Origin of the sequence: Flavobacterium sp. FlaQc-30 (assembly GCF_044005885.1) — a bacterium.
Classification (GTDB): Bacteria; Bacteroidota; Bacteroidia; order Flavobacteriales; family Flavobacteriaceae; genus Flavobacterium.
In genome coordinates this window covers 218,420-236,805 of record NZ_JBIPCO010000008.1, presented here as the reverse complement: position 1 = coordinate 236,805, position 18,386 = coordinate 218,420, and the positions used below count along the sequence as shown (strand labels likewise).

At 31.1% G+C, this 18,386-nt stretch carries 19 protein-coding genes; 13 read left to right on the top strand and 6 right to left on the bottom strand.

Translation table 11 applies throughout. From position 1 onward, the window contains the following. Positions 1–166 precede the first annotated feature (166 nt). The gene (locus ACHRV0_RS17975; RefSeq protein ID WP_395441870.1) at positions 167–1,774 is read left to right on the top strand and encodes a class I SAM-dependent methyltransferase; all 1,608 of its coding nucleotides are present in this window, start codon (positions 167–169) and stop codon (positions 1,772–1,774) included. Between the two features lie 102 nt (positions 1,775–1,876). Here the strand turns inward: ACHRV0_RS17975 and ACHRV0_RS17970 are convergent, their stop codons facing one another. From ACHRV0_RS17970 to ACHRV0_RS17955, 4 genes are all read right to left on the bottom strand, one after another. Further along, entirely contained in the window at positions 1,877–2,323 is a 447-nt protein-coding gene (locus tag ACHRV0_RS17970; protein ID WP_129025365.1) for a hypothetical protein, read from the bottom strand. A gap of 103 nt (positions 2,324–2,426) precedes the next feature. Then, positions 2,427–3,065 carry a hypothetical protein gene (locus ACHRV0_RS17965; protein WP_241686603.1) on the bottom strand — a complete coding sequence of 213 codons (639 nt, stop codon included), beginning with the start codon at positions 3,063–3,065 and terminating at the stop codon, positions 2,427–2,429. A 325-nt stretch (positions 3,066–3,390) separates the two neighbouring features. Further along, positions 3,391–3,876 (bottom strand): MarR family winged helix-turn-helix transcriptional regulator, encoded by a 486-nt coding sequence (locus tag ACHRV0_RS17960; protein ID WP_395441869.1) that lies wholly within the window; start codon positions 3,874–3,876, stop codon positions 3,391–3,393. 3 nt (positions 3,877–3,879) lie between these two features. Beyond that, positions 3,880–4,371, bottom strand: a complete 492-nt coding sequence (locus ACHRV0_RS17955; RefSeq protein ID WP_395441868.1) for a GNAT family N-acetyltransferase — start codon at positions 4,369–4,371, stop codon at positions 3,880–3,882. A gap of 220 nt (positions 4,372–4,591) precedes the next feature. Here ACHRV0_RS17955 and ACHRV0_RS17950 point away from each other — a divergent pair, with 220 nt between their 5' ends. From ACHRV0_RS17950 to ACHRV0_RS17910, 9 genes are all read left to right on the top strand, one after another. Then, a complete protein-coding gene (locus ACHRV0_RS17950; protein WP_395441867.1) occupies positions 4,592–5,902 on the top strand; it encodes a DUF389 domain-containing protein in 1,311 nt (436 codons plus the stop codon). Between the two features lie 97 nt (positions 5,903–5,999). Beyond that, positions 6,000–6,413: a VOC family protein gene (locus tag ACHRV0_RS17945; RefSeq protein ID WP_129025361.1), complete on the top strand. Its 414-nt coding sequence runs from the start codon at positions 6,000–6,002 to the stop codon at positions 6,411–6,413. A gap of 91 nt (positions 6,414–6,504) precedes the next feature. Then, a complete protein-coding gene (locus ACHRV0_RS17940; protein ID WP_395441865.1) occupies positions 6,505–6,894 on the top strand; it encodes a VOC family protein in 390 nt (129 codons plus the stop codon). Positions 6,895–6,928: 34 nt separating this feature from the next. Beyond that, positions 6,929–7,492, top strand: a complete 564-nt coding sequence (locus ACHRV0_RS17935; protein ID WP_129025357.1) for a Crp/Fnr family transcriptional regulator — start codon at positions 6,929–6,931, stop codon at positions 7,490–7,492. 74 nt (positions 7,493–7,566) lie between these two features. Then, the gene (locus ACHRV0_RS17930; protein WP_395441864.1) at positions 7,567–8,364 is read left to right on the top strand and encodes an MBL fold metallo-hydrolase; all 798 of its coding nucleotides are present in this window, start codon (positions 7,567–7,569) and stop codon (positions 8,362–8,364) included. A 231-nt stretch (positions 8,365–8,595) separates the two neighbouring features. Further along, positions 8,596–10,071, top strand: coding sequence for an FAD-dependent oxidoreductase (locus tag ACHRV0_RS17925; RefSeq protein WP_395441863.1), 1,476 nt, complete (start codon positions 8,596–8,598; stop codon positions 10,069–10,071). 139 nt (positions 10,072–10,210) lie between these two features. Beyond that, positions 10,211–11,239, top strand: a complete 1,029-nt coding sequence (locus ACHRV0_RS17920; protein ID WP_395441862.1) for a helix-turn-helix domain-containing protein — start codon at positions 10,211–10,213, stop codon at positions 11,237–11,239. A 103-nt stretch (positions 11,240–11,342) separates the two neighbouring features. Beyond that, positions 11,343–11,798, top strand: coding sequence for a nuclear transport factor 2 family protein (locus ACHRV0_RS17915; protein ID WP_129026254.1), 456 nt, complete (start codon positions 11,343–11,345; stop codon positions 11,796–11,798). Between the two features lie 42 nt (positions 11,799–11,840). Next, positions 11,841–12,971 carry a nuclear transport factor 2 family protein gene (locus tag ACHRV0_RS17910; protein WP_395441861.1) on the top strand — a complete coding sequence of 377 codons (1,131 nt, stop codon included), beginning with the start codon at positions 11,841–11,843 and terminating at the stop codon, positions 12,969–12,971. A gap of 146 nt (positions 12,972–13,117) precedes the next feature. Here the strand turns inward: ACHRV0_RS17910 and ACHRV0_RS17905 are convergent, their stop codons facing one another. Beyond that, positions 13,118–14,323, bottom strand: a complete 1,206-nt coding sequence (locus tag ACHRV0_RS17905) for a PQQ-binding-like beta-propeller repeat protein (protein ID WP_395441860.1) — start codon at positions 14,321–14,323, stop codon at positions 13,118–13,120. A gap of 223 nt (positions 14,324–14,546) precedes the next feature. Between ACHRV0_RS17905 and ACHRV0_RS17900 the strand changes: the two genes are divergently transcribed. The 3 genes from ACHRV0_RS17900 (at position 14,547) to ACHRV0_RS17890 (ending at position 16,941) form a co-directional block, all read left to right on the top strand. After that, on the top strand, positions 14,547–15,221 hold the full coding sequence (locus ACHRV0_RS17900) for a hypothetical protein (RefSeq protein WP_395441859.1): 675 nt from the start codon (positions 14,547–14,549) through the stop codon (positions 15,219–15,221). A gap of 10 nt (positions 15,222–15,231) precedes the next feature. Next, positions 15,232–16,158, top strand: coding sequence for a DUF2268 domain-containing putative Zn-dependent protease (locus ACHRV0_RS17895; RefSeq protein WP_395441858.1), 927 nt, complete (start codon positions 15,232–15,234; stop codon positions 16,156–16,158). A 78-nt stretch (positions 16,159–16,236) separates the two neighbouring features. Next, positions 16,237–16,941 (top strand): hypothetical protein, encoded by a 705-nt coding sequence (locus ACHRV0_RS17890; protein ID WP_395441857.1) that lies wholly within the window; start codon positions 16,237–16,239, stop codon positions 16,939–16,941. Between the two features lie 309 nt (positions 16,942–17,250). On the opposite strand, the gene ACHRV0_RS17885 is transcribed toward ACHRV0_RS17890, so the two are convergent. Continuing rightward, positions 17,251–18,366 (bottom strand): nuclear transport factor 2 family protein, encoded by a 1,116-nt coding sequence (locus tag ACHRV0_RS17885; RefSeq protein ID WP_395441856.1) that lies wholly within the window; start codon positions 18,364–18,366, stop codon positions 17,251–17,253. Positions 18,367–18,386: the final 20 nt, after the last annotated feature.

Genomic DNA, 18,386 nt, shown 5'->3' with positions numbered 1-18,386 from the left:
AAAAACACTTTGATCATAAAGCACTACTATGTAATTATAATCTGATCTTTAAGAAAACTGCTGTTCTAACTTTTTTTAACATCATTAAAGCATAATTATTTTCTAGAAATACCACTAATAAATTTAAAAAAAAATACTATTTTTAGTAAACTTTCATTCTATTGTTATGACCGATAAATCACAGCTTCGTAGTTCTATTTTTAGACATCTAGATGGTTTAGCTGTTGCTCCGGCAGCTATAGCCCTTAAGAATAATGCCGTTTTAGAATTTATCTTAAGCAAAAAACAGGTACAATTATCAGAACTTACAGCGGCTTTTAAAGCAAATGAAGGTTATCTGAATGTAGGTTTGAGAATTTTGGCTTCTCAAGGTTTTCTAAATTATGCGGTCGACAATCAAAAACAAGAAATTACAATTTCAGTAAACGAAAAAACAGAAATTGCCTTTTCAATGTTTTATCTCTATCAAGATGTTGTTGATTTACTGCAGTTGTCTGTTCAATTTCATCCGCGTCTGTTTGAAGATGTTCCGTTTGAAAAACTGAATACAATTTTTGAAAAATATAAAACAAAATACGGCATAAAACAATCTGATGATCTCTTGACAAACAGCATTCAGGATCAGATTTTAAAACATATTGAAGGACATTTGATAGGTCCTACAATAGTTCGTTTGGCAATGAACGGGATGTTTCATAAATATTTTATGGAAACTTCTTTCAAACCAGAAGAGTTTCATAAATCGCCTGAAAATTTCAAAAAGATACTTGACTTTTTTGTCCATCTTGGATGGTTTTTAGAAAAAAACGGCAACTATCAGTTTACTGAAGAAGGTTTGTTTTTCGCAAAAAGAGCGAGCGCCTATGGCGTTACAGTTTCTTATCTGCCAACGTTTGCTAAAATTGAAGAACTAATTTTTGGCAATCCCGACGTTCTACGAATGGCAGCTGATGGTGAAAATGAAATTCATGTTGATCGTGTCATGAATGTTTGGGGAAGCGGCGGCGCTCATGATACTTATTTTAAGGTTGTAGACGAAATTATTATTAAACTTTTTAACCTGCCAATTGAAGAACAGCCAAAAGGAATTTTGGATATGGGCTGCGGCAACGGTGCATTTTTACAACACATCTTTGAAGTAATCGAAAGACAAACTTTACGAGGAAAAATGCTGGATGATTATCCGTTGTTTTTGGTTGGAGCCGATTATAATCAAGCTGCTTTGAAAGTTACCAGAGCTAATCTAATAAAGGCCGATATTTGGGCAAAAGTGATTTGGGGAGATATTGGACGTCCTGATTTGCTCTCGGATGATTTGAGGGAGAATTATAATATTGACTTAAAGGATTTACTTAATGTGAGAACTTTTTTGGATCACAATCGAATATGGAAAGATCCTGAACATATCAAAAAAGACAGAGTCAGCTCTTCTACTGGAGCATTTGCTTATAGAGGAAAAAGAATCAGCAACAATCTTGTAGAAGATAATCTCTTAGAGCATTTACAAAAATGGTCTCCGTACGTTCGCAAGTTTGGTTTGCTTTTAATTGAATTACATACTATAAATCCAGAACTTGCAGCAGCCAATTTAGGAAAAACTCCTGCCACAGCTTATGATGCTACGCATGGATTTTCGGATCAATATATTGTTGAAATTGATGTTTTTAATGCTATTGCCGCAGAAGCCGGATTGTTTCCTGATCAATCTACTTTTAAGCGATTTCCGGAAGCAGATATAGCCACGGTAAGTATCAATTTGTTGAAAGGGAATTAAAAAGATTCGTTTTAAACGCAAATTACGATTAACAAAATTCTTTATACAAAAAAGCTCCAAAATCAAATGACTTTGGAGCTTTTATATTTTTATTAATTACATTTAGTTCAAATCATTGAATTCGTGTAATGATTTTAATGTGCTTTCGTAAAACAAGATTGCAGCAACAAGATTTCCTTTGTCTGAGTAAGGCATCATTTTTCTTTGAAACTCTACTGTAGTATCTAAGAAGTTTGTAGTTCCTACTGCTTGACCATCAAGAATTTTTTTATGATCTCCATCGTCTGGAATACCTAAGTCAGCCATTGTAACACCTGGTTTAGTTACCAAAGCAATATAAGGAAGTGTTTTTACTAATACTTTAATACGCTCAATGTACAATTCTAAAAGTTCACCTTTTTGCATACCGCTCAATTCTTTTTGATCGTGGTATTTACGGATGATAGCTGTTGTACTGATAATACTTCTTGGAGCGTTTTTTGCCTGAGCTGATACAGCGCCAGTTGTCAAGAAGAAAAGGAAACTTAGTAAAATAATCTTACTCTTCATTTTAATAATAGGATTTGGGTGTTGTTCTTAAAAACAAAAATATATAAATTAACTTAAATTACAACTTAATAATTTCTTTTTTATGTCTAGAATTTCATAACTTCTACGTTTTGATTATTCTAAAACGTCCTGGATATTTTATCCAAATGCTTTTTCTAGTGCCATAATAGTCCATAAATTCTTCGCAAACAAAAACGGCATGTGCTTTTGACCATGCAACAACTCCGCAGAATTCGCTTCCTGATTGCCGCTTTAATTTTTGTATTTGTTTACCAACCGTAAATCCTAAATACTTATAAATGGTTGGAGTATAAATCGTACCGTCTTCCAAATCTTCTAATGCTTTATCAAATACAGCATCTTTGTCGATGATTTGTTTGTATTTTGCCATTACCGCATATGTAAGTATGGCATAATCTGTAATTTTTTCACTTTCGCAATTGTCTTTTATATATACAAAGCCAGCAGAAATTTTAGCTTTATTTATTTCATCACGATTCAAATTGAATGATGCATTATTCTTTAAAGTTATTTTATACAAACTGTCGTTTATCTTTTCGCTGACAAAAAGATTATCTAATCCGTAAACATTTAAAGATGCTTTAATAAATGCAATTGAGGAACAATTAGTACGTTCGCCCTGTTTAAAACTTTCAAATATCTTATCTGAACTCAATTGAGAGTAAGCATTTGCGCATACTAACATTAAAAATAAATATATTGAAGTAACCGATTTTATCATTATTAGATTTTGTAATTGTTTTCCAATTGATCTCTTGAAAATATTCAGATTATACAAATCTATAAAAATCAACTCGTAATTGTTTTCATTACTTCTTAACTTTTTTCGAAAATCAAAATTGCCTTAAAAATTTTACAAAATTTTATGATAGAATACAAAACCAATATGTAATTTTTATCGTACATTTAATAGATAACATTTTAAGGATGCAGTAAATTCAAATGAAGTAGTTTTTGGAGCATGTTGGCTTTATCATTCTTAAATTATCGTTTATCAAGTTGAGTGCTTGAAACAAAAAAGCGATCTTTTTTAGATCGCTTTTTTATTATTTTTCTTCTTCACTTTTTAACTGCAGTGCTCTTTGAAGAAAGCTTTGATGTAATATCTTATTTTCGGCTTCATTGATCGCCTTAAATAAATTATTCTGATTATCTGCAATTTCTGTAAGTACATTTTTCATAATCTCCCAAACAGGTTTCATCTGCTCGATCAGCTCCTGCCCTTTTGAAGTAAGCCGAATGAGTCTTTTGCGCTCGTCGATTTTATCTTTTTTAGAGCGAATCAGTTTTTGTTTCTCCAGTTCTTTAAGCAAACTTATGGTTGATGGATGTGTGTAACCAATTTCATTGGCCACTTCCACTACACTCAATACACCTTTATGATACAAAGTATAAATTACTGGAAACCATTTTGGCTCAAAATCAATTCCATAAGCTTTATAAAACAATGCGCCGTCTTTACGCAATTGTTCGCTTAATCGCTGCAATCGTGTTGAAAGCGCCAAAATTCCTGATTCGTCTATAATATTCATCTTTTATTTCTTTAAATTTAAATGGCAGAACACATTGTCTGGAGCCATTAATGGAAATGTTTCTGGAAGCTCTCCTTTCTCAATTCGTACAAAATTATTCTTTTCATAAAAACGTAATGCCGCTTCTAATATCGAAACTGTTCCTAAATAAAGATCATCAATTTTATTCTGCTGACAATATTCAATTAAAGTTTCTAATAATTTTTGAGCAATTGAAAATTCTTTTCCTCTAAATTCTTTCTTAACAAACATTTTTCTAATGGCTCCTGTATTCGATTCAAACTTAATTAAAGCAATGGTTCCTACAAGTTCATCATTAATAAAACAACCCCAAAAGTCTCCGCCTCCTGCATGATAAAAATTAGTTATATTTAGCAAATCCGGCTGATCTTCAATTGTAATTGCAACATTAAATTCATTTTGCTGAATGTTTAATATCAAATCTACAATGTCGTTCGAATATTGATTATCGACAGGTTTAATAACAAGTTTCATATAGTATAAATTTTATAACACAAAACTACGTAGTTAAATACATAAATAAAAATAAATACGAAATTTTATGATTTATTTGAGATTGTTTTTAATGTCTTTGCTGTTAAACATTAAAAAGAGAATCGGGAATAAATAACACCTTTTCTAGTGCTTTATCCCTTAAATTGTTTTAAATTAGTAACTAAAGTGACTTTAGGTTCAATTAAATCTCAGGGAAAATATGAAGCAGATTATAGATATTTTAAATTTACGTGAAGGTGAAAACGACAGAGCTTTAACTCTTGAACAGGTAAAAAAGGACATTGAATTTAAAGGAGCAAATTTATGGATCTTGGCGTGTGCAATTATGGTCGCTTCGGTTGGGTTAAATGTAAATTCGACCGCAGTAATTATTGGTGCCATGCTTATATCTCCATTAATGGGACCTATTGTTGGAGCTGGATTTGCATTGGGTATTTATGATTTTGCACTTTTAAAAAAATCATTACGAAATCTTCTAAATGCAACTTTTGTAAGTTTAGCCGTTTCAACACTTTATTTTTACTTAAGTCCTTTCAAAGATGTTCAATCTGAATTGTTAGCACGAACTTCTCCTAATATTTATGATATTCTTATTGCCTTTTTTGGTGGTATTGTGGGAGTTATTGCAATTACAAGAACTGAAAAAGGAAATCCTGTTCCAGGAGTTGCAATCGCAACAGCATTAATGCCGCCTTTGTGTACTGCAGGTTATGGACTGGCAACCGGGCAGTGGACATTTTTTCTAGGAGCATTTTATTTGTATATCATAAACTGCGTTTTTATTGGTATTGCTACTTTTTTGATCATAAAATACTTGAACTATCCGCCGGTAAAACAAATTGATGAAAAACAACAAAAAAGAGTAAAACTTATAATAGTTGTGGTTACTACGAGTATGTTAATACCAAGCAGTTATCTTGCCTTTTCATTATATGTAGAACAGCAGTTTAAAAAAAATGTAGATCTTTTTCTTGATGATGAATTTAGCAGTAAGGGATATACTGTGGTGTATAAGAAAACGGAGTTTAATCCGCAGAAGAAAAAAATTGAATTGGCATTTCTTTCTAAAAAATTTGATACACAAGAAATAAAGGAACTCAAAACAAAACTTAACAGAAATAAATATTTAAAGGGAACTGAACTTCTTATCAGACAAGAGAGCGATGATAAACAGGATCCTTTAAAAAATGATCTTCTGAATAAAATTAAAAGCAGTGAAAACGAAATGGATGCGAAAGATTTAAAGCTTTTGCATCTCGAAAAGGAACTTGCTAAGAATAAGTTTGATAATGAGCAAATCTTAAAAGAGACTAAAACTTTGTTTCCTACTATTTCTTCTTTATCAGTCACAAAAACAAATTTCGTTACCGAAAGTGACAGCACCTATGCCATTACTGCTGTAATCTATGACGGCAAAGGGACTTTTAATGAAACTGATCAAAAGAAATTTAAAGATTGGCTTAGTGTAAGACTTGCTGTTAAGGATGTAGAAATCTTTAAGAAGCAGTGATGACAATCTTATTTTTTGACCTCCTTTTTTTTTTTAATTTTATTAGATTCAAAAAGATAAAAGTTCATACTTTAGTACTTATAAACCCAAAAATACTATGGAAACATCAAAAGAGCAATCAGATAATACTACACCAAAAGTTACCGGAATTGGCGGTGTTTTCTTTTTTTTAGATAATCCTCAGGAAACCAAAAACTGGTACGCTAAAAATTTAGGCTTTGAAATCAACGAATGGGGCTCTGCAGGTTTTGAATCAAGAAATATTGATAAACCTGAACAAATAGAATCAACACAATGGTGTCCTTTTAAAAAAGGAGATGAATATTTTTCACCATCCAAAAAAGATTTTATGATTAACTATCGTGTTCAAAATATTGAAGCATTTGTAGAAAAGCTCAAAGAAAATGGCGTAACAATTCTTGACGAAATTGAAACCTACAGCTACGGAAAGTTTGTACACATCATGGATATAGAAGGCAACAAGATTGAGCTTTGGGAGCCAATTTATTAGAGAATATTTTACGGCTATATCTGTTTTTTAACTGTTATTCAACTAAATAAAATCAATAAAAGCTTAATTTTATATTCTTAAAGTTAAGCTTATGGAAACGAAACAAATATGGGCTAATTTAGCAGTAAAAGACCTCGAACGAACCACTAAATTCTATTCTGATCTGGGATTTAAATCAAATGGAAGTTCGAAAGAAATAACCAGCTTTTTTGTTGGAGACAACAAATTTATTATACATTTCTATTTAAAAGAGCAGCTTGAAAAATTCATGCCTGAAATAGCCGATTTATCTAAAGGAAATGAAATTTTATTTTCGCTCTCAGCAAAAAGCAAAGAAGAAGTCGATCAATGGGCAGAAACAGTCAGGAAAGCTGGTGGTAAAATTTTTCTTGAACCCTCAAACTATGATTTAGGCTACACTTTTGGTTTTTCTGATTTGGACGGACATAAATTTAATGTTTTGTACTGGCCTGGAATGTAAAAATAACAAACATTACATAGTGTAACCAATTATAATGACATCATTAATAGCATATTTTACCAAACTTGGCTTTTCAGAAAGTGATTTGTCCGAATTTTTAAATTGTATAAAAACTCGTGAATTTTCAGCAAACGAATTGATTTTAGCCGATGGGCAATTGGAGAACTATTTATCATTTATAGACACAGGAATTGTTCGCTATTATGTGATTGCAAACGAAAAGGAAATTACATTTGATTTTGCCTTTAAGGATTCATTCTATTGTGCATACGATTCCTTTTACAATAGAACAAAAACTAAAATTTACATTCAAACCTTAACTGATTGTCAACTGCACTCCATCTCATACGAGAATTTACAAAAGCTTTATAAAAAATGTGAAACAGCCAAAAAACTAGGTCGCATCGCAACAGAGTATTTATTAGACAAAAAAGTAAAAAGAGAATTAGATCTGTTGACGAAATCACCACAAGAACGATACAGTAAACTGCTTCTTGAACAGCCAAAATACATTCAACAAATTCCATTAAAATATCTTGCATCCTATATAGGCGTAGTTCCAGAAACCTTAAGCCGAATTAGAAAACGCATTACTTGACCAAAGTCAATTCTTAAAACTTTTAATAAACAGAGCTTTGTATTACTATTTTAAAAACTAAAATTTAATACAAAATGAAAGTTACAATTACGCATATTGACACAGCCTGTGTTTTAATAAACATTAATGGTTTCAAAATTCTAACAGACCCGACGTTAGACAAAAAAGACGTCTTTTTTCCTAAGTATGTCAGCAGTCCCCTAGCCTTTTCAAAAAAATATATTGATCCAACGTTATCAATAGAACAAATTGGCAAAGTCGATTTAGTGCTGTTAAGTCACGATCATCACAAAGACAATCTAGACCATCAAGGTAGAATTTTCATCAAAACCGTTCCAGTTGTTCTTTCTACAAAAGATGCCGTTAGACGTCTAAAAAACAACAATACAATTGGTCTTGATAACTGGGAAGAATATCACGTAGAAACTCCAAAAGTAAAACAGCTGAAAATAACTGCCATACCTGCTCAGCATACAAACATTAGAAGATTAGACAAAATCATGGGTAAAGTTCTTGGTTTTACAATAGAATGGGAAGATCAAACAAACCGCTGTATCTATATTTCTGGAGATACAGTATTTTTTGATGGTTTAGTACAATTAGAAAAAAGGAAAAAAGTAGACATTGCCATTTTACACTTAGGTGCAGGCGCATTTCCATATTTAAAAAAGAACTTGCGAGTAACAATGAATGGTGAAGAAGCCTTAAAAACAACCCAGCTTTTAAATCCAAATATTGTAATTCCAATACATTATGAAGGATGGTGGCACTTTAAACAATCGGCAAAATCCTTAAAAAACGAAATTGAAAAATCTGAATTTAATGAAAAATTTCTATGGCTTACAAGCGGAGTTGAAAGCGAGTTAGCTTAATAAAATAAAGAAAAACAACAAAACCTTCAATATCAAATGACTTTGAAGGTTTTGAAAAACTGATCGCCACATCATAGTAAGAATATTTCTTATCTTCGCACAATAAAAAATCAACAACTATAAATCTTGAAATTGTTATTGTTATTCTCAATAACGCAAACCATTCTTGATAAAAAAAATGAATGTCTATTTATAGAAATAGAATAAATCTTAACTTATTTAGACAGCAAGTTGAAAAACAAAGAAGAAGTGAATAACGTTGAAAACGAGAAAACAAACTGGGCTGTCTGCCAGGAATGTCAAGGACGCGGCAAAATAACCAAAAGACTTAGCAAAAAGGTACGACTGCGCTACCAAGCAGCTTTAGATCAGTTTGAAAAAACAAATAAAGAAGGAACCGCTCCTGCTCGTCCCAAAGCTCCGCAGCATCCTTGTGCAAAATGTTCAGGTTCAGGCTTGATTCCTTCTGTAAACCACCCAACACCAGATACTGAAAACTATCCTCATGTTGCCATTATTGGAGGCGGCATAGGCGGTGTTGCTCTTGCAACAGCTTGTTTACACCGCGGAATCCCTTTTACACTTTATGAACGAGATTATAATTTTGATGCTCGATCTCAAGGCTACGGACTTACTTTACAGCAAGCCAGTAAAGCGATAGAGGGACTAGGAATTTTTACCTTAAAAGAAGGAGTGGTTTCGACCAGACACATTGTACATAATACCGATGGTAAAGTAATTGGAGAATGGGGAATTAGAAAATGGATACAATCACACGAAAAAATTTCTCCAAAACGTAATAATATACATATCGCCAGACAAGCGCTACGTTTAGCAATGCTGGAGCAATTAGGCGGGCAAGATAAAATACAATGGGGACATCAATTAATAGATCTAAAAGAATCTAATGAAGGTGTAAGCCTAAGTTTTCAGGTAAACGGAAATATAATAGAAACCAAAGCCGATCTTGTCGTTGGCGCAGATGGTATTCGAAGTTCTGTCCGCAAACTCTTAATTGGCGATGACAGCACTCCCCTGCGTTATCTAGACTGTATTGTAATATTAGGGATTTGTCCTTTAAGTGCTCTTGAAAATCTTGAAAGTTCTTTATTAGACTCAGCAACAGTATTTCAAACCGCCAATGGAAATGAACGCATTTACGTTATGCCTTATACAGCAGATTCAGTTATGTGGCAGCTTAGTTTTCCAATGTCTGAAAATGAAGCCAAGGCATTAAGTGCTTTAGGACCAAAAGCTCTCAAAGAAGAATCCCTTCGCAGAACGCAGTGGCACAATCCCGTTCCTCAGATTGTAGGCGCCACTTTAGAAGCTCAAATTTCTGGTTATCCTGTATATGACCGAGAATTGCTAAAACCAGAATTGCTTGAAAAAGCAGCATATGCAACCTTGATTGGAGACGCCGCTCACCCAATGAGTCCGTTTAAAGGACAAGGAGCAAATCAAGCTATTTTAGACGCACTCTCGCTCGCTCGCAAAATACTGAAAGGATGTAAACCTTTGTCACAATGGAGAAAAAAAGGCATCAGACAAAGTGTACTGACAGATTATGAATCAGAAATGTTAAAACGAAGTGCAGTCAAGGTAAAAGATTCAGCAGAAGCTGCAGAATTCCTGCATTCTGAAATTGTGCTCCATAGCGGAGATGAACCAAGAGGCAGATGTTTAAAGAAGAAAGACATAAACTAAGGAAAATCTACAAAAGAATAGTATTAATTTGAATTCAGAAGTAAATTATAGTAAAGATATTACTTATATTAGCTCAATAAATAGCACTCCATTTTTAAGAATTGGTGTTGTATTAAATAAACAGCTATTTAGATAAACAATGACAGAATCAAATCAGTTGCTTTTTTTCTTTAGTGCATTAGGAGCTTTTAACGGCTTGTTGCTTTCATTGTATTTTGCTATAAATGCAAAAAAAAACAATACAAACTACTTTCTATCTCTGCTCCTATTAGTTCTAAGTATTAGAATTGTTAAATCAGTTTTTTTTTATTTCAATCCAAACTTATCAAATATATTCATTCAGATTGGTCTTTCGGCGTGCGTTCTTATCGGTCCCTTTCTTTTTTTATACTTAAAAACAAACACATCAACAGAAAAGACATATTGGATAAAACATGTAATACCTTCTTTTGCAATAGTTGCTGTAATAGGAATTTTATATCCCTATGTTGAGTATCGTAAAATTTGGAGTACTTGGATCGTAAAAGCAATCTACTATCAATGGTTTATTTACATTCTATTATCTTTTAAATCTATTTTACCCATTATTCAAAAAATTAGAGTAAAAGAAAGTTTAAAAAAAATAGATGTTTGGTTTCTTAGTATTTACATAGGAGTTACCATTATATGGCTGGCCTATAATTTTGCAGCTTATACTTCTTATATAATAGGCGCTTTATCCTTTACATTTCTATTCTATTTAATTGTGCTCATTCTAATATTTAGGAATAATAATGAGCCTGCATTTTTTAATGAAAGAGAAAAATACAAAAACAAAGAAATTGATAAAGCAACTCTAAGTCTTATAGATCAAAAACTATCATTAATGGTAGAAAAAGAACTATTCCTAAATCCAAATTTTAACCTTGAAGAAGCTGCAAAAGAACTAAATATAACGAAACATTTATTGTCTCAATATGTAAATGAAGTATTAGGCAAATCCTTCTCAAACCTAATCAAAGAATATCGAATTGAAAAAGCAAAAAAACTATTAGAGACAGAAAAAAACTTAACACTTGAAAGTTTAGGTTATGACAGCGGCTTTAATTCTAAATCAACCTTTTTTACAGCCTTTAAAAAAACAACCGGTTTAACTCCTGCTGAATATCAAAAATCATATTCAAAATAAGTTCAATATTACAAAATAGGAGTTCTACTTTATAAAGTAAAACTTTTAAACTGTTCATATCTAAGATATTTGCTCTCATTATTAACAATTTAATTTTTTAAAAATGAGAAAAATTCTTTTAGCAATTTCCTTTAGTTTATTCTTTTTTACTGCAAATGCTCAAGTAAATAATGATGAAAATGATTGGCTTTTAATTCAAAAAACACTTAATCTTTATTTAGACGGACAAGCTACAGGCGATTCTGCAATGGTAGCAAAGTCATTTCATGATTCTTGGCAATTAAAATATTTTGCTGAAGACAAATTTACTATCGTCCCTAAATCAAAGTATATAGTAGGGTATAAAAAGCATCCAAAATCAAATAACTGGTCAGGGCGTATTGTTTCTATCGACGTAACAAATAATGTAGCCATTGCAAAAGCCGAAATAAGTACTTCAAAGCTTTTGTTTACAGATTACTTTAATCTTTTAAAAACCAATCAAGGCTGGTTTATTGTAGACAAAATATCAACCAGAACACCTCATAAAACAGTTGAAGTACCAGCTGTAAAACAATAAGAATAAATCAGGTATTCTTTTTCTTTAATTCTACATTTCTAAATGATGAAAAACACAGCGCTCATATTTCTTATTCTTATAGGTTTGTATTCGATGAATATTCACGCTCAAAACAAAATACTCTTTGTGACTTCAAATCAGGATTTTTACGGCAATACTACAATTGCGACAGCCAATCATTTTGAAGAAATCATAAAACCGTACGATGTATTTATAAAAGCAGGATATACAGTTGATTTTGTAAGTCCTCAAGGCGGAGCTGTTCCCGTTGGCTATATCAATACCTCAGACAGCTTACAAAAAAAATATTTGTACAACGGATGGTTTATGGATAAATTAGAACACACAAAGAAACCAACAGAAGTTATTATAGATGATTATACAGCGATCTTTTATACCGGCGGTGGTGCCGCAATGTATGGTGTAGCCGAAAATCCTGTTATTCAAAAAATAGCACGAAGTATTTATAATAAAAATGGTGTTATTTCTACTATTTGCCACGGAACTGCAGGAATTGTTTATTTAACAGACGAAAACAAAAAGCCTCTTTATAGCGGAAGAAAAATTACTGGTTTTCCAGATAAATTCGAAAATAGAAATGCCGAATATTACAAAGCATTTCCTTTTTCAATTGATAAAGAGATTAATAATAATCAAGGTAATTTTGTATATTCTGATAAAGGAGGTGATGCATTCTATATTGTTGACGGAAGATTTGTAACAGGACAAGATCCTACTTCAGCATCAAAAGTGGCTAATGAAGTTATCCGAATTTTAAAAACTAATTTTAATAATTCTGATACAAGCAAGAAAGATGATTTAGAACAAATTACAGAAGTTCTGCTTAATTATATTGAAGGAACTGCAAACGGACAACCTGAAAGATTGCGAAAAGCCTTTAATCCAAATTTTAATTTATATACTGTTGAAAAAGATACTTTATGGATACGTTCTGGAGAAAAGTATATTTCGAATATAAAAGTTGGTGAAAAGTCTAATAGAAAAGGGAGTATTATTTCGATCGATATTGAAAAAGATGCGGCAATAGCAAAAGCAGAAATCATTGTGCCAAACTGGCGCGTTTTTACAGATTATTTCTTAATTCTTAAATATGAAGGTACTTGGAAAATTGTGCATAAAAGTTACACTTGGAGAGAATTATTAAAAGCCTAAATAAACTGAAAAACCTCCAGAATTATTTTATTCTGGAGGTTTTAATTAGCATCTACAATCGAATACTTTATGCAAGATTAATAGTTTTAGATAATCAAAAACTGTTTTATTAATCATTAAAATACTGATTGTATTAAGATTCTTTTTTATTGAATTAACTTTAAATACGCACTATAAGCATCATCTTTAATAGAAGTTCGCAGATAAACTTCGTTTTCATCTTTTGTTTTAAACTCAAATTGAATCAAAGCAGCATCTGAATAATAATACAAGAAATCATCCACCGCAAATTCCAGATTTGAAATAGGTTTTGTTATTAGTTTTACTTCAAATGCAATTTCACCATTTGTAATGTCTATTTGAAAAAGTTTTCCCTTACCAGTATATCCCCAAATATTATCACTTTCCTCAATCATGTATTCGACATTGTCACCTTTAAAATCTGTTTTCCAAATCTGAGTTCCCGTTTTTGAGTCCACAGCATAGATCGAAGAAACCTCAGAACCTTGAGTCGCAAAATATACTTTTTTGTCCTTGCAAAATATACGATCCTTAATATTGTTTTGGTTTTCAGCTAGTTTAAATTGCCATAAAACATCTAGTTTATCTGGACTTAAAGCAAAAACCACATCTTTTTCATTTGCAATAAATACATTTTCGCCATCCGTTACAGGTTTTCCAGTCATAGCTTCCTCAAAGCCTTTTTGGTTAAGAAGTTTACCAGAATTTGCCACAAAACTATATAAATTAGACGCACTCTGTACAAAAACTTTGTTGTCAAAAAATAGAACTGGATTATCATTATATAAATTATCCAGCTTATAATTCCATATTAAACTCCCGTCTTTTACATCAAGAGCATAAATATTATTATTTGGACTTTGTGTCGTAATAAACAATTTTCCATCATTAACAACCGGAACTTGATTTTTGAGTACAATTTGATCCTTAATATTTCCCAGTCTAGATTTCCAAAAAATAGAGCCTGTTTGACTATCAATTGCAAAAATTTCACCGTTAACAAACGGAATGTATATAACTCCATCAAGCAGCGTTACTTGATTTGCACACATTTCGATAGTAAGATCTGTCGCTTTTACAGTCCAATTAAAAGCTTCTTTTTCTAAATTGAATGACATCAAAGATCCATCGTAATCATAAATCAAGATTGACTCTTTGTCTAATGGAACTTTTTTAAGCGGTTTTATGGCTTTATGCGTAACCATATCATTATCCGTTAAAACCTTATTATTAGAATAATTAGTTTTCTCTGACTTCGATTGGGCACTAGCTTCACTAAATATATTTATTGCCGTAAATACAAATAAAAGAGTTATCAGTTTAGTTTTCATTTTTAAAATTTGGGTTTCATGATTTAATTTCTTTTTCAACTCAAAAGCTGTCAAATAAAACAATATCGATGCCAAATATAGTTAAAAATTACTACCCTGTTTTAGAAGCAATAAAGTCTTCGTTATCTTAAACAAATTAATAAATTGTAGTAAAAATATTTCTTATATTCGTTTTGAAGAAAAGCCTATTCAACTATAAATCATTTGCATCCAATTCAATAAAATGAAAAAAAGTATATTACTATTAGTTCTCACGCTTGCTGCACTATCTTCTTGTAAAGAAAATAGTAAGTCAACTCCAGATACTGTTGATACAAAAACTTTAGATTCGGTAAAAAATATCGAAAACAAAAAACAAGCAGCTCTTAATAAAGCCATTTACACTAAATATAAGTATAGGGATTCTAAAGGAGCAAGTCTAATAATAGAAAACAGTTTGCCAAAAGGAGGATCAAGATATACTGATCCAAATGGTAAGGAATATATTTATGTTCTATTCTGGACTCGAATAAACAATCAAACAGCTGATCCTCTTGAGTTAAAAATGGCCTTTCCTATAGATTCTTATGAGATTCCAGCTTTACCTGACCAATACTTTAAAATTTTGCTTCCTCCCAACGAAATGACATATGAGAAAATCCCTTTATTTAATTATGGCTTTAAAGATTTAAATTCATTCTTAGATAAAAATATTCATAAATCATCTTCACTAAAAAGAACTATTAATCCGAAGCAATCGAGTAGTTTTTATGTTGTTTTACTTTGCGTAACAAAAGGTGCACATGGTACTTTGCGAACTGGACTCAGTTTAAAAGGACAAAATCTTTTTTATACAATTAACGATAGAGAAATTCATTGTGGAAGTATTAATTTAGAGGATTTAACGTTACAGAAGTAAAATACTGTATATGAAATTAAACCTTATTCTGACAACATTTTTAATTGTTTTTTCTAATTTTAGTTTTGGACAAAACAATTTTTCTGATAACCCATTAGATGCTGTTTTTGAAACAAAAGATTCAAAATTTTTTTGGGATGCATTTGATAAAATGGAGAAATCAAAACAAAATCCGTTTATCGAATACATGCAAAATGGTTCTCTCGGTGTTAAAGGATTTACCGAAAACCGCATAATCAATGCCGATTCTCTTTTTATTGTAGTAAAGAAAAGAAAAGCAGATTATGAAAATTCAAGAAATGTTTTAGATGATATTTCTACCAAAGAAAAAAGAGTAAAAGCCATTTATAGTGCCCTAAAATATTGGTATCCAAAAGCAAAATTTCCTCCAATTTATTTTGTTTATGGTAGATTTAGTTCAGGAGGAACTTCTTCTCCTGATGGAATTATTATTGGAACTGAAATGCTTAAAAATCTGGACGGAGTTTCTGGTTTAATCGCTCACGAGCTTATTCACTATCAACAAAACATAACTGGTAAAGATAATCTGCTAAAATGGTGCTTACTTGAAGGAGGCGCAGACTTTATTGGTGAACTTATTTCTGGAGAATCCGTAAATAAGTTTGAATACAAATACGGACAGCAAAACCTCGATAAATTATGTCGAGAATTTGTAGCGAGATTAAAAAATACTGATTATCAAGATTGGTTATATGGAACCTCAAAAAAAGATGACAGACCAAATGATTTAGGATATTGGATAGGTTACAAAATAACCGAATCTTATTTCAATAAACAAAAAGACAAACAAAAAGCAATTGCCGAAATATTAAATATAAAAGACCCGATGCAGTTTTTAAAACAAAGCAGCTTTTTAGACAAATATATAAAAGAGTATCAAAAAGCTAAGAATGAAAATTATGATGCGTTTTTTTAATGATAAAAACTCTGCGTTACAAAAATTTCTTATGAAGAATTGAAATAGTACCATACCCATCACAAAAACAACTTAAAAATGTTCCATAAAATAATTTACATAATTCTAGGAATCCTATGCATTAATTTAACAAGTTGCGCTCAATCTGGAATTCCAAAAAACTTCAAAGAAATACCAATACCTAAAAAAAACAGTGACGAAATTAGAAAACTTAACTATTCAAAAAATGAGTATAAAGTAAAATATGAAAATAATAAATTAGAAGTTGAAAACTACACCCCAAATAGAAATACGGAATTAAAGATAAATAATGGCATATTAAAAGGTTACAATCATGGAGAATGGGGAGGGCAACTCTTATTTAGGTCAAATGACAATAAAGAAACTGAAATAAAAACGGGAAATATTCTATTTATTTTTAATTATAAAAACAAAATCTTTTTTATTGAAGGGATATCTCATCTGTCGATTAATGAAGGTTTTTTATATGAACTAGAAATCGAAGGAAATAAATTTAGCTATAAAAAAGTTTTGGATTTTGAAGATTGCCCAGAAGCATATGCAATATTTGATGACAAAATTTATATAGCATCTTATCAAAATTTTTATAAAATTGAAAATCTAAAAATAAAAACTATCTTCAATAATGATTTTTGGGGAGGTTTATATCCAAACTCAATAGCATTAAAAAATGAAGAAAAAGTTTTCATTGGAATTCGTGGAGGAATAATTGAACTCAATTTAAAAGCAAAAACAAGAAAACTATACACGTCAAAACAATAATTGCAACTATTGATATCACTTTCTTTCTAGACTAACTAATATTTATACTTAAAATATTATCAATCCACAGGTTTTTAATCTTCACATCCTGATTTAAACATAGCCCGTGGTTTCAACCACGGGAAACGTGTTTTTAAATACATTGTGTTCCCGTGGTTGAAACCACGGGCTATATTTAATATAATTAATAAAAACTCTTTGCAGAGTTTTTGCGTTTGATCCATCTTTTTGGGATCAATAAAATTTTAAGTTAAGAAGTTTAAATCCTCAAGATTCTATTGAATCTTTTCGTTAACTGAACAAATCATCCTATTTATTCTTCTCAATCAATTCAATAATTTTTAAGGCTACACCATTTGATGATTGAAAATTTTGACCTGTAACAATTCGTCCATCTTGTTCAACAAAAGATTCATTTCGCTTTGAAAATTTAAAATCTCCACCTCTTTCTTCTATTGTCTTCTGAATTAAAAAAGGAAAGTGTTTAAAATATTCGCCATCTTGTTTTTCGAAAGAATCAGGATAACCACTTATTTTTTTTCCTTCCACCAAGAATTCTCCATTTTTAGTTTTTAAATTAACAATACCAGCAGTTCCATGACAAACCGAGGAAATAATACCGTTATTATCTTCATATACTTGCATAGAAATGCGTTGAATATCTAAGTTTTCAGGAACATCATACATAGCGCTTCCGCCTCCAATATAATGAACAGCTTTGTAATTTTTATAATCAACTTCTTTAGGACTCAGCGTAAACTTTATGGCATACATAAAGTCTGAATTGTATAAATACTTTTTTTGCATTTCATCAGAAGTATTAATATAAGCTAAAGGAATATCACCTCCATTTGGACTTACAAAATCAACCGTATAACCTGAATTTACAAAAGTATCGTAAGCATTTACGATTTCGGCAAAGCTGTTTCCTGTCGAAATTGTTGAATTTCCATAATAACTGGCATTAGAAACAATAAATAATATTTTCTTTCCAGATTTATTACTCGCTTTGCTGCTTGCCGATTTACTGATTATTTTCCATTCGCCTTGAATTTTTTTGAGTAGAAACATATCCATAAATTCTTGCTTTCTTTCAGGAATGAGAATTTCAGCCTTCGCAATAGCAATATCATTAAAAAATTCTATAGAAATAATTCTCCCTATACGGCCATTAAATTCTCCTTCTTTTCCTTTTTGAAACCAACTGACATATTCTGAACTAGGAACTACCCATAAAGTTTTTTCTTTATGACTTAAAAAAAGGTTGGCATCAGAATAAAAAGCCTTACTTATATCGTCGGGCTTATTATAAGATGTTCCATCTATATAATTTTGAATACAACTTTCAATCAGAGACTGCTCTGATTGTGAAAAAGATAAATTTGATAATAATACAAATAAGATTGCGAAAAAGATTCTTTTCATAAACACTGGATTTTAATGAT

Excerpts from the sequence above, each read along its gene's own strand:
- ACHRV0_RS17975 (WP_395441870.1), top strand. The coding sequence starts at position 167 with ATGACCGATAAATCACAGCTTCGTAGTTCTATTTTTAGACATCTAGAT.
- ACHRV0_RS17970 (WP_129025365.1), bottom strand. The coding sequence starts at position 2,323 with ATGAAGAGTAAGATTATTTTACTAAGTTTCCTTTTCTTCTTGACAACT.
- ACHRV0_RS17965 (WP_241686603.1), bottom strand. The coding sequence starts at position 3,065 with ATGATAAAATCGGTTACTTCAATATATTTATTTTTAATGTTAGTATGC.
- ACHRV0_RS17960 (WP_395441869.1), bottom strand. The coding sequence starts at position 3,876 with ATGAATATTATAGACGAATCAGGAATTTTGGCGCTTTCAACACGATTG.
- ACHRV0_RS17955 (WP_395441868.1), bottom strand. The coding sequence starts at position 4,371 with ATGAAACTTGTTATTAAACCTGTCGATAATCAATATTCGAACGACATT.
- ACHRV0_RS17950 (WP_395441867.1), top strand. The coding sequence starts at position 4,592 with ATGAAGCAGATTATAGATATTTTAAATTTACGTGAAGGTGAAAACGAC.
- ACHRV0_RS17945 (WP_129025361.1), top strand. The coding sequence starts at position 6,000 with ATGGAAACATCAAAAGAGCAATCAGATAATACTACACCAAAAGTTACC.
- ACHRV0_RS17940 (WP_395441865.1), top strand. The coding sequence starts at position 6,505 with ATGGAAACGAAACAAATATGGGCTAATTTAGCAGTAAAAGACCTCGAA.
- ACHRV0_RS17935 (WP_129025357.1), top strand. The coding sequence starts at position 6,929 with ATGACATCATTAATAGCATATTTTACCAAACTTGGCTTTTCAGAAAGT.
- ACHRV0_RS17930 (WP_395441864.1), top strand. The coding sequence starts at position 7,567 with ATGAAAGTTACAATTACGCATATTGACACAGCCTGTGTTTTAATAAAC.
- ACHRV0_RS17920 (WP_395441862.1), top strand. The coding sequence starts at position 10,211 with ATGACAGAATCAAATCAGTTGCTTTTTTTCTTTAGTGCATTAGGAGCT.
- ACHRV0_RS17915 (WP_129026254.1), top strand. The coding sequence starts at position 11,343 with ATGAGAAAAATTCTTTTAGCAATTTCCTTTAGTTTATTCTTTTTTACT.
- ACHRV0_RS17910 (WP_395441861.1), top strand. The coding sequence starts at position 11,841 with ATGATGAAAAACACAGCGCTCATATTTCTTATTCTTATAGGTTTGTAT.
- ACHRV0_RS17905 (WP_395441860.1), bottom strand. The coding sequence starts at position 14,323 with ATGAAAACTAAACTGATAACTCTTTTATTTGTATTTACGGCAATAAAT.
- ACHRV0_RS17900 (WP_395441859.1), top strand. The coding sequence starts at position 14,547 with ATGAAAAAAAGTATATTACTATTAGTTCTCACGCTTGCTGCACTATCT.
- ACHRV0_RS17895 (WP_395441858.1), top strand. The coding sequence starts at position 15,232 with ATGAAATTAAACCTTATTCTGACAACATTTTTAATTGTTTTTTCTAAT.
- ACHRV0_RS17890 (WP_395441857.1), top strand. The coding sequence starts at position 16,237 with ATGTTCCATAAAATAATTTACATAATTCTAGGAATCCTATGCATTAAT.
- ACHRV0_RS17885 (WP_395441856.1), bottom strand. The coding sequence starts at position 18,366 with ATGAAAAGAATCTTTTTCGCAATCTTATTTGTATTATTATCAAATTTA.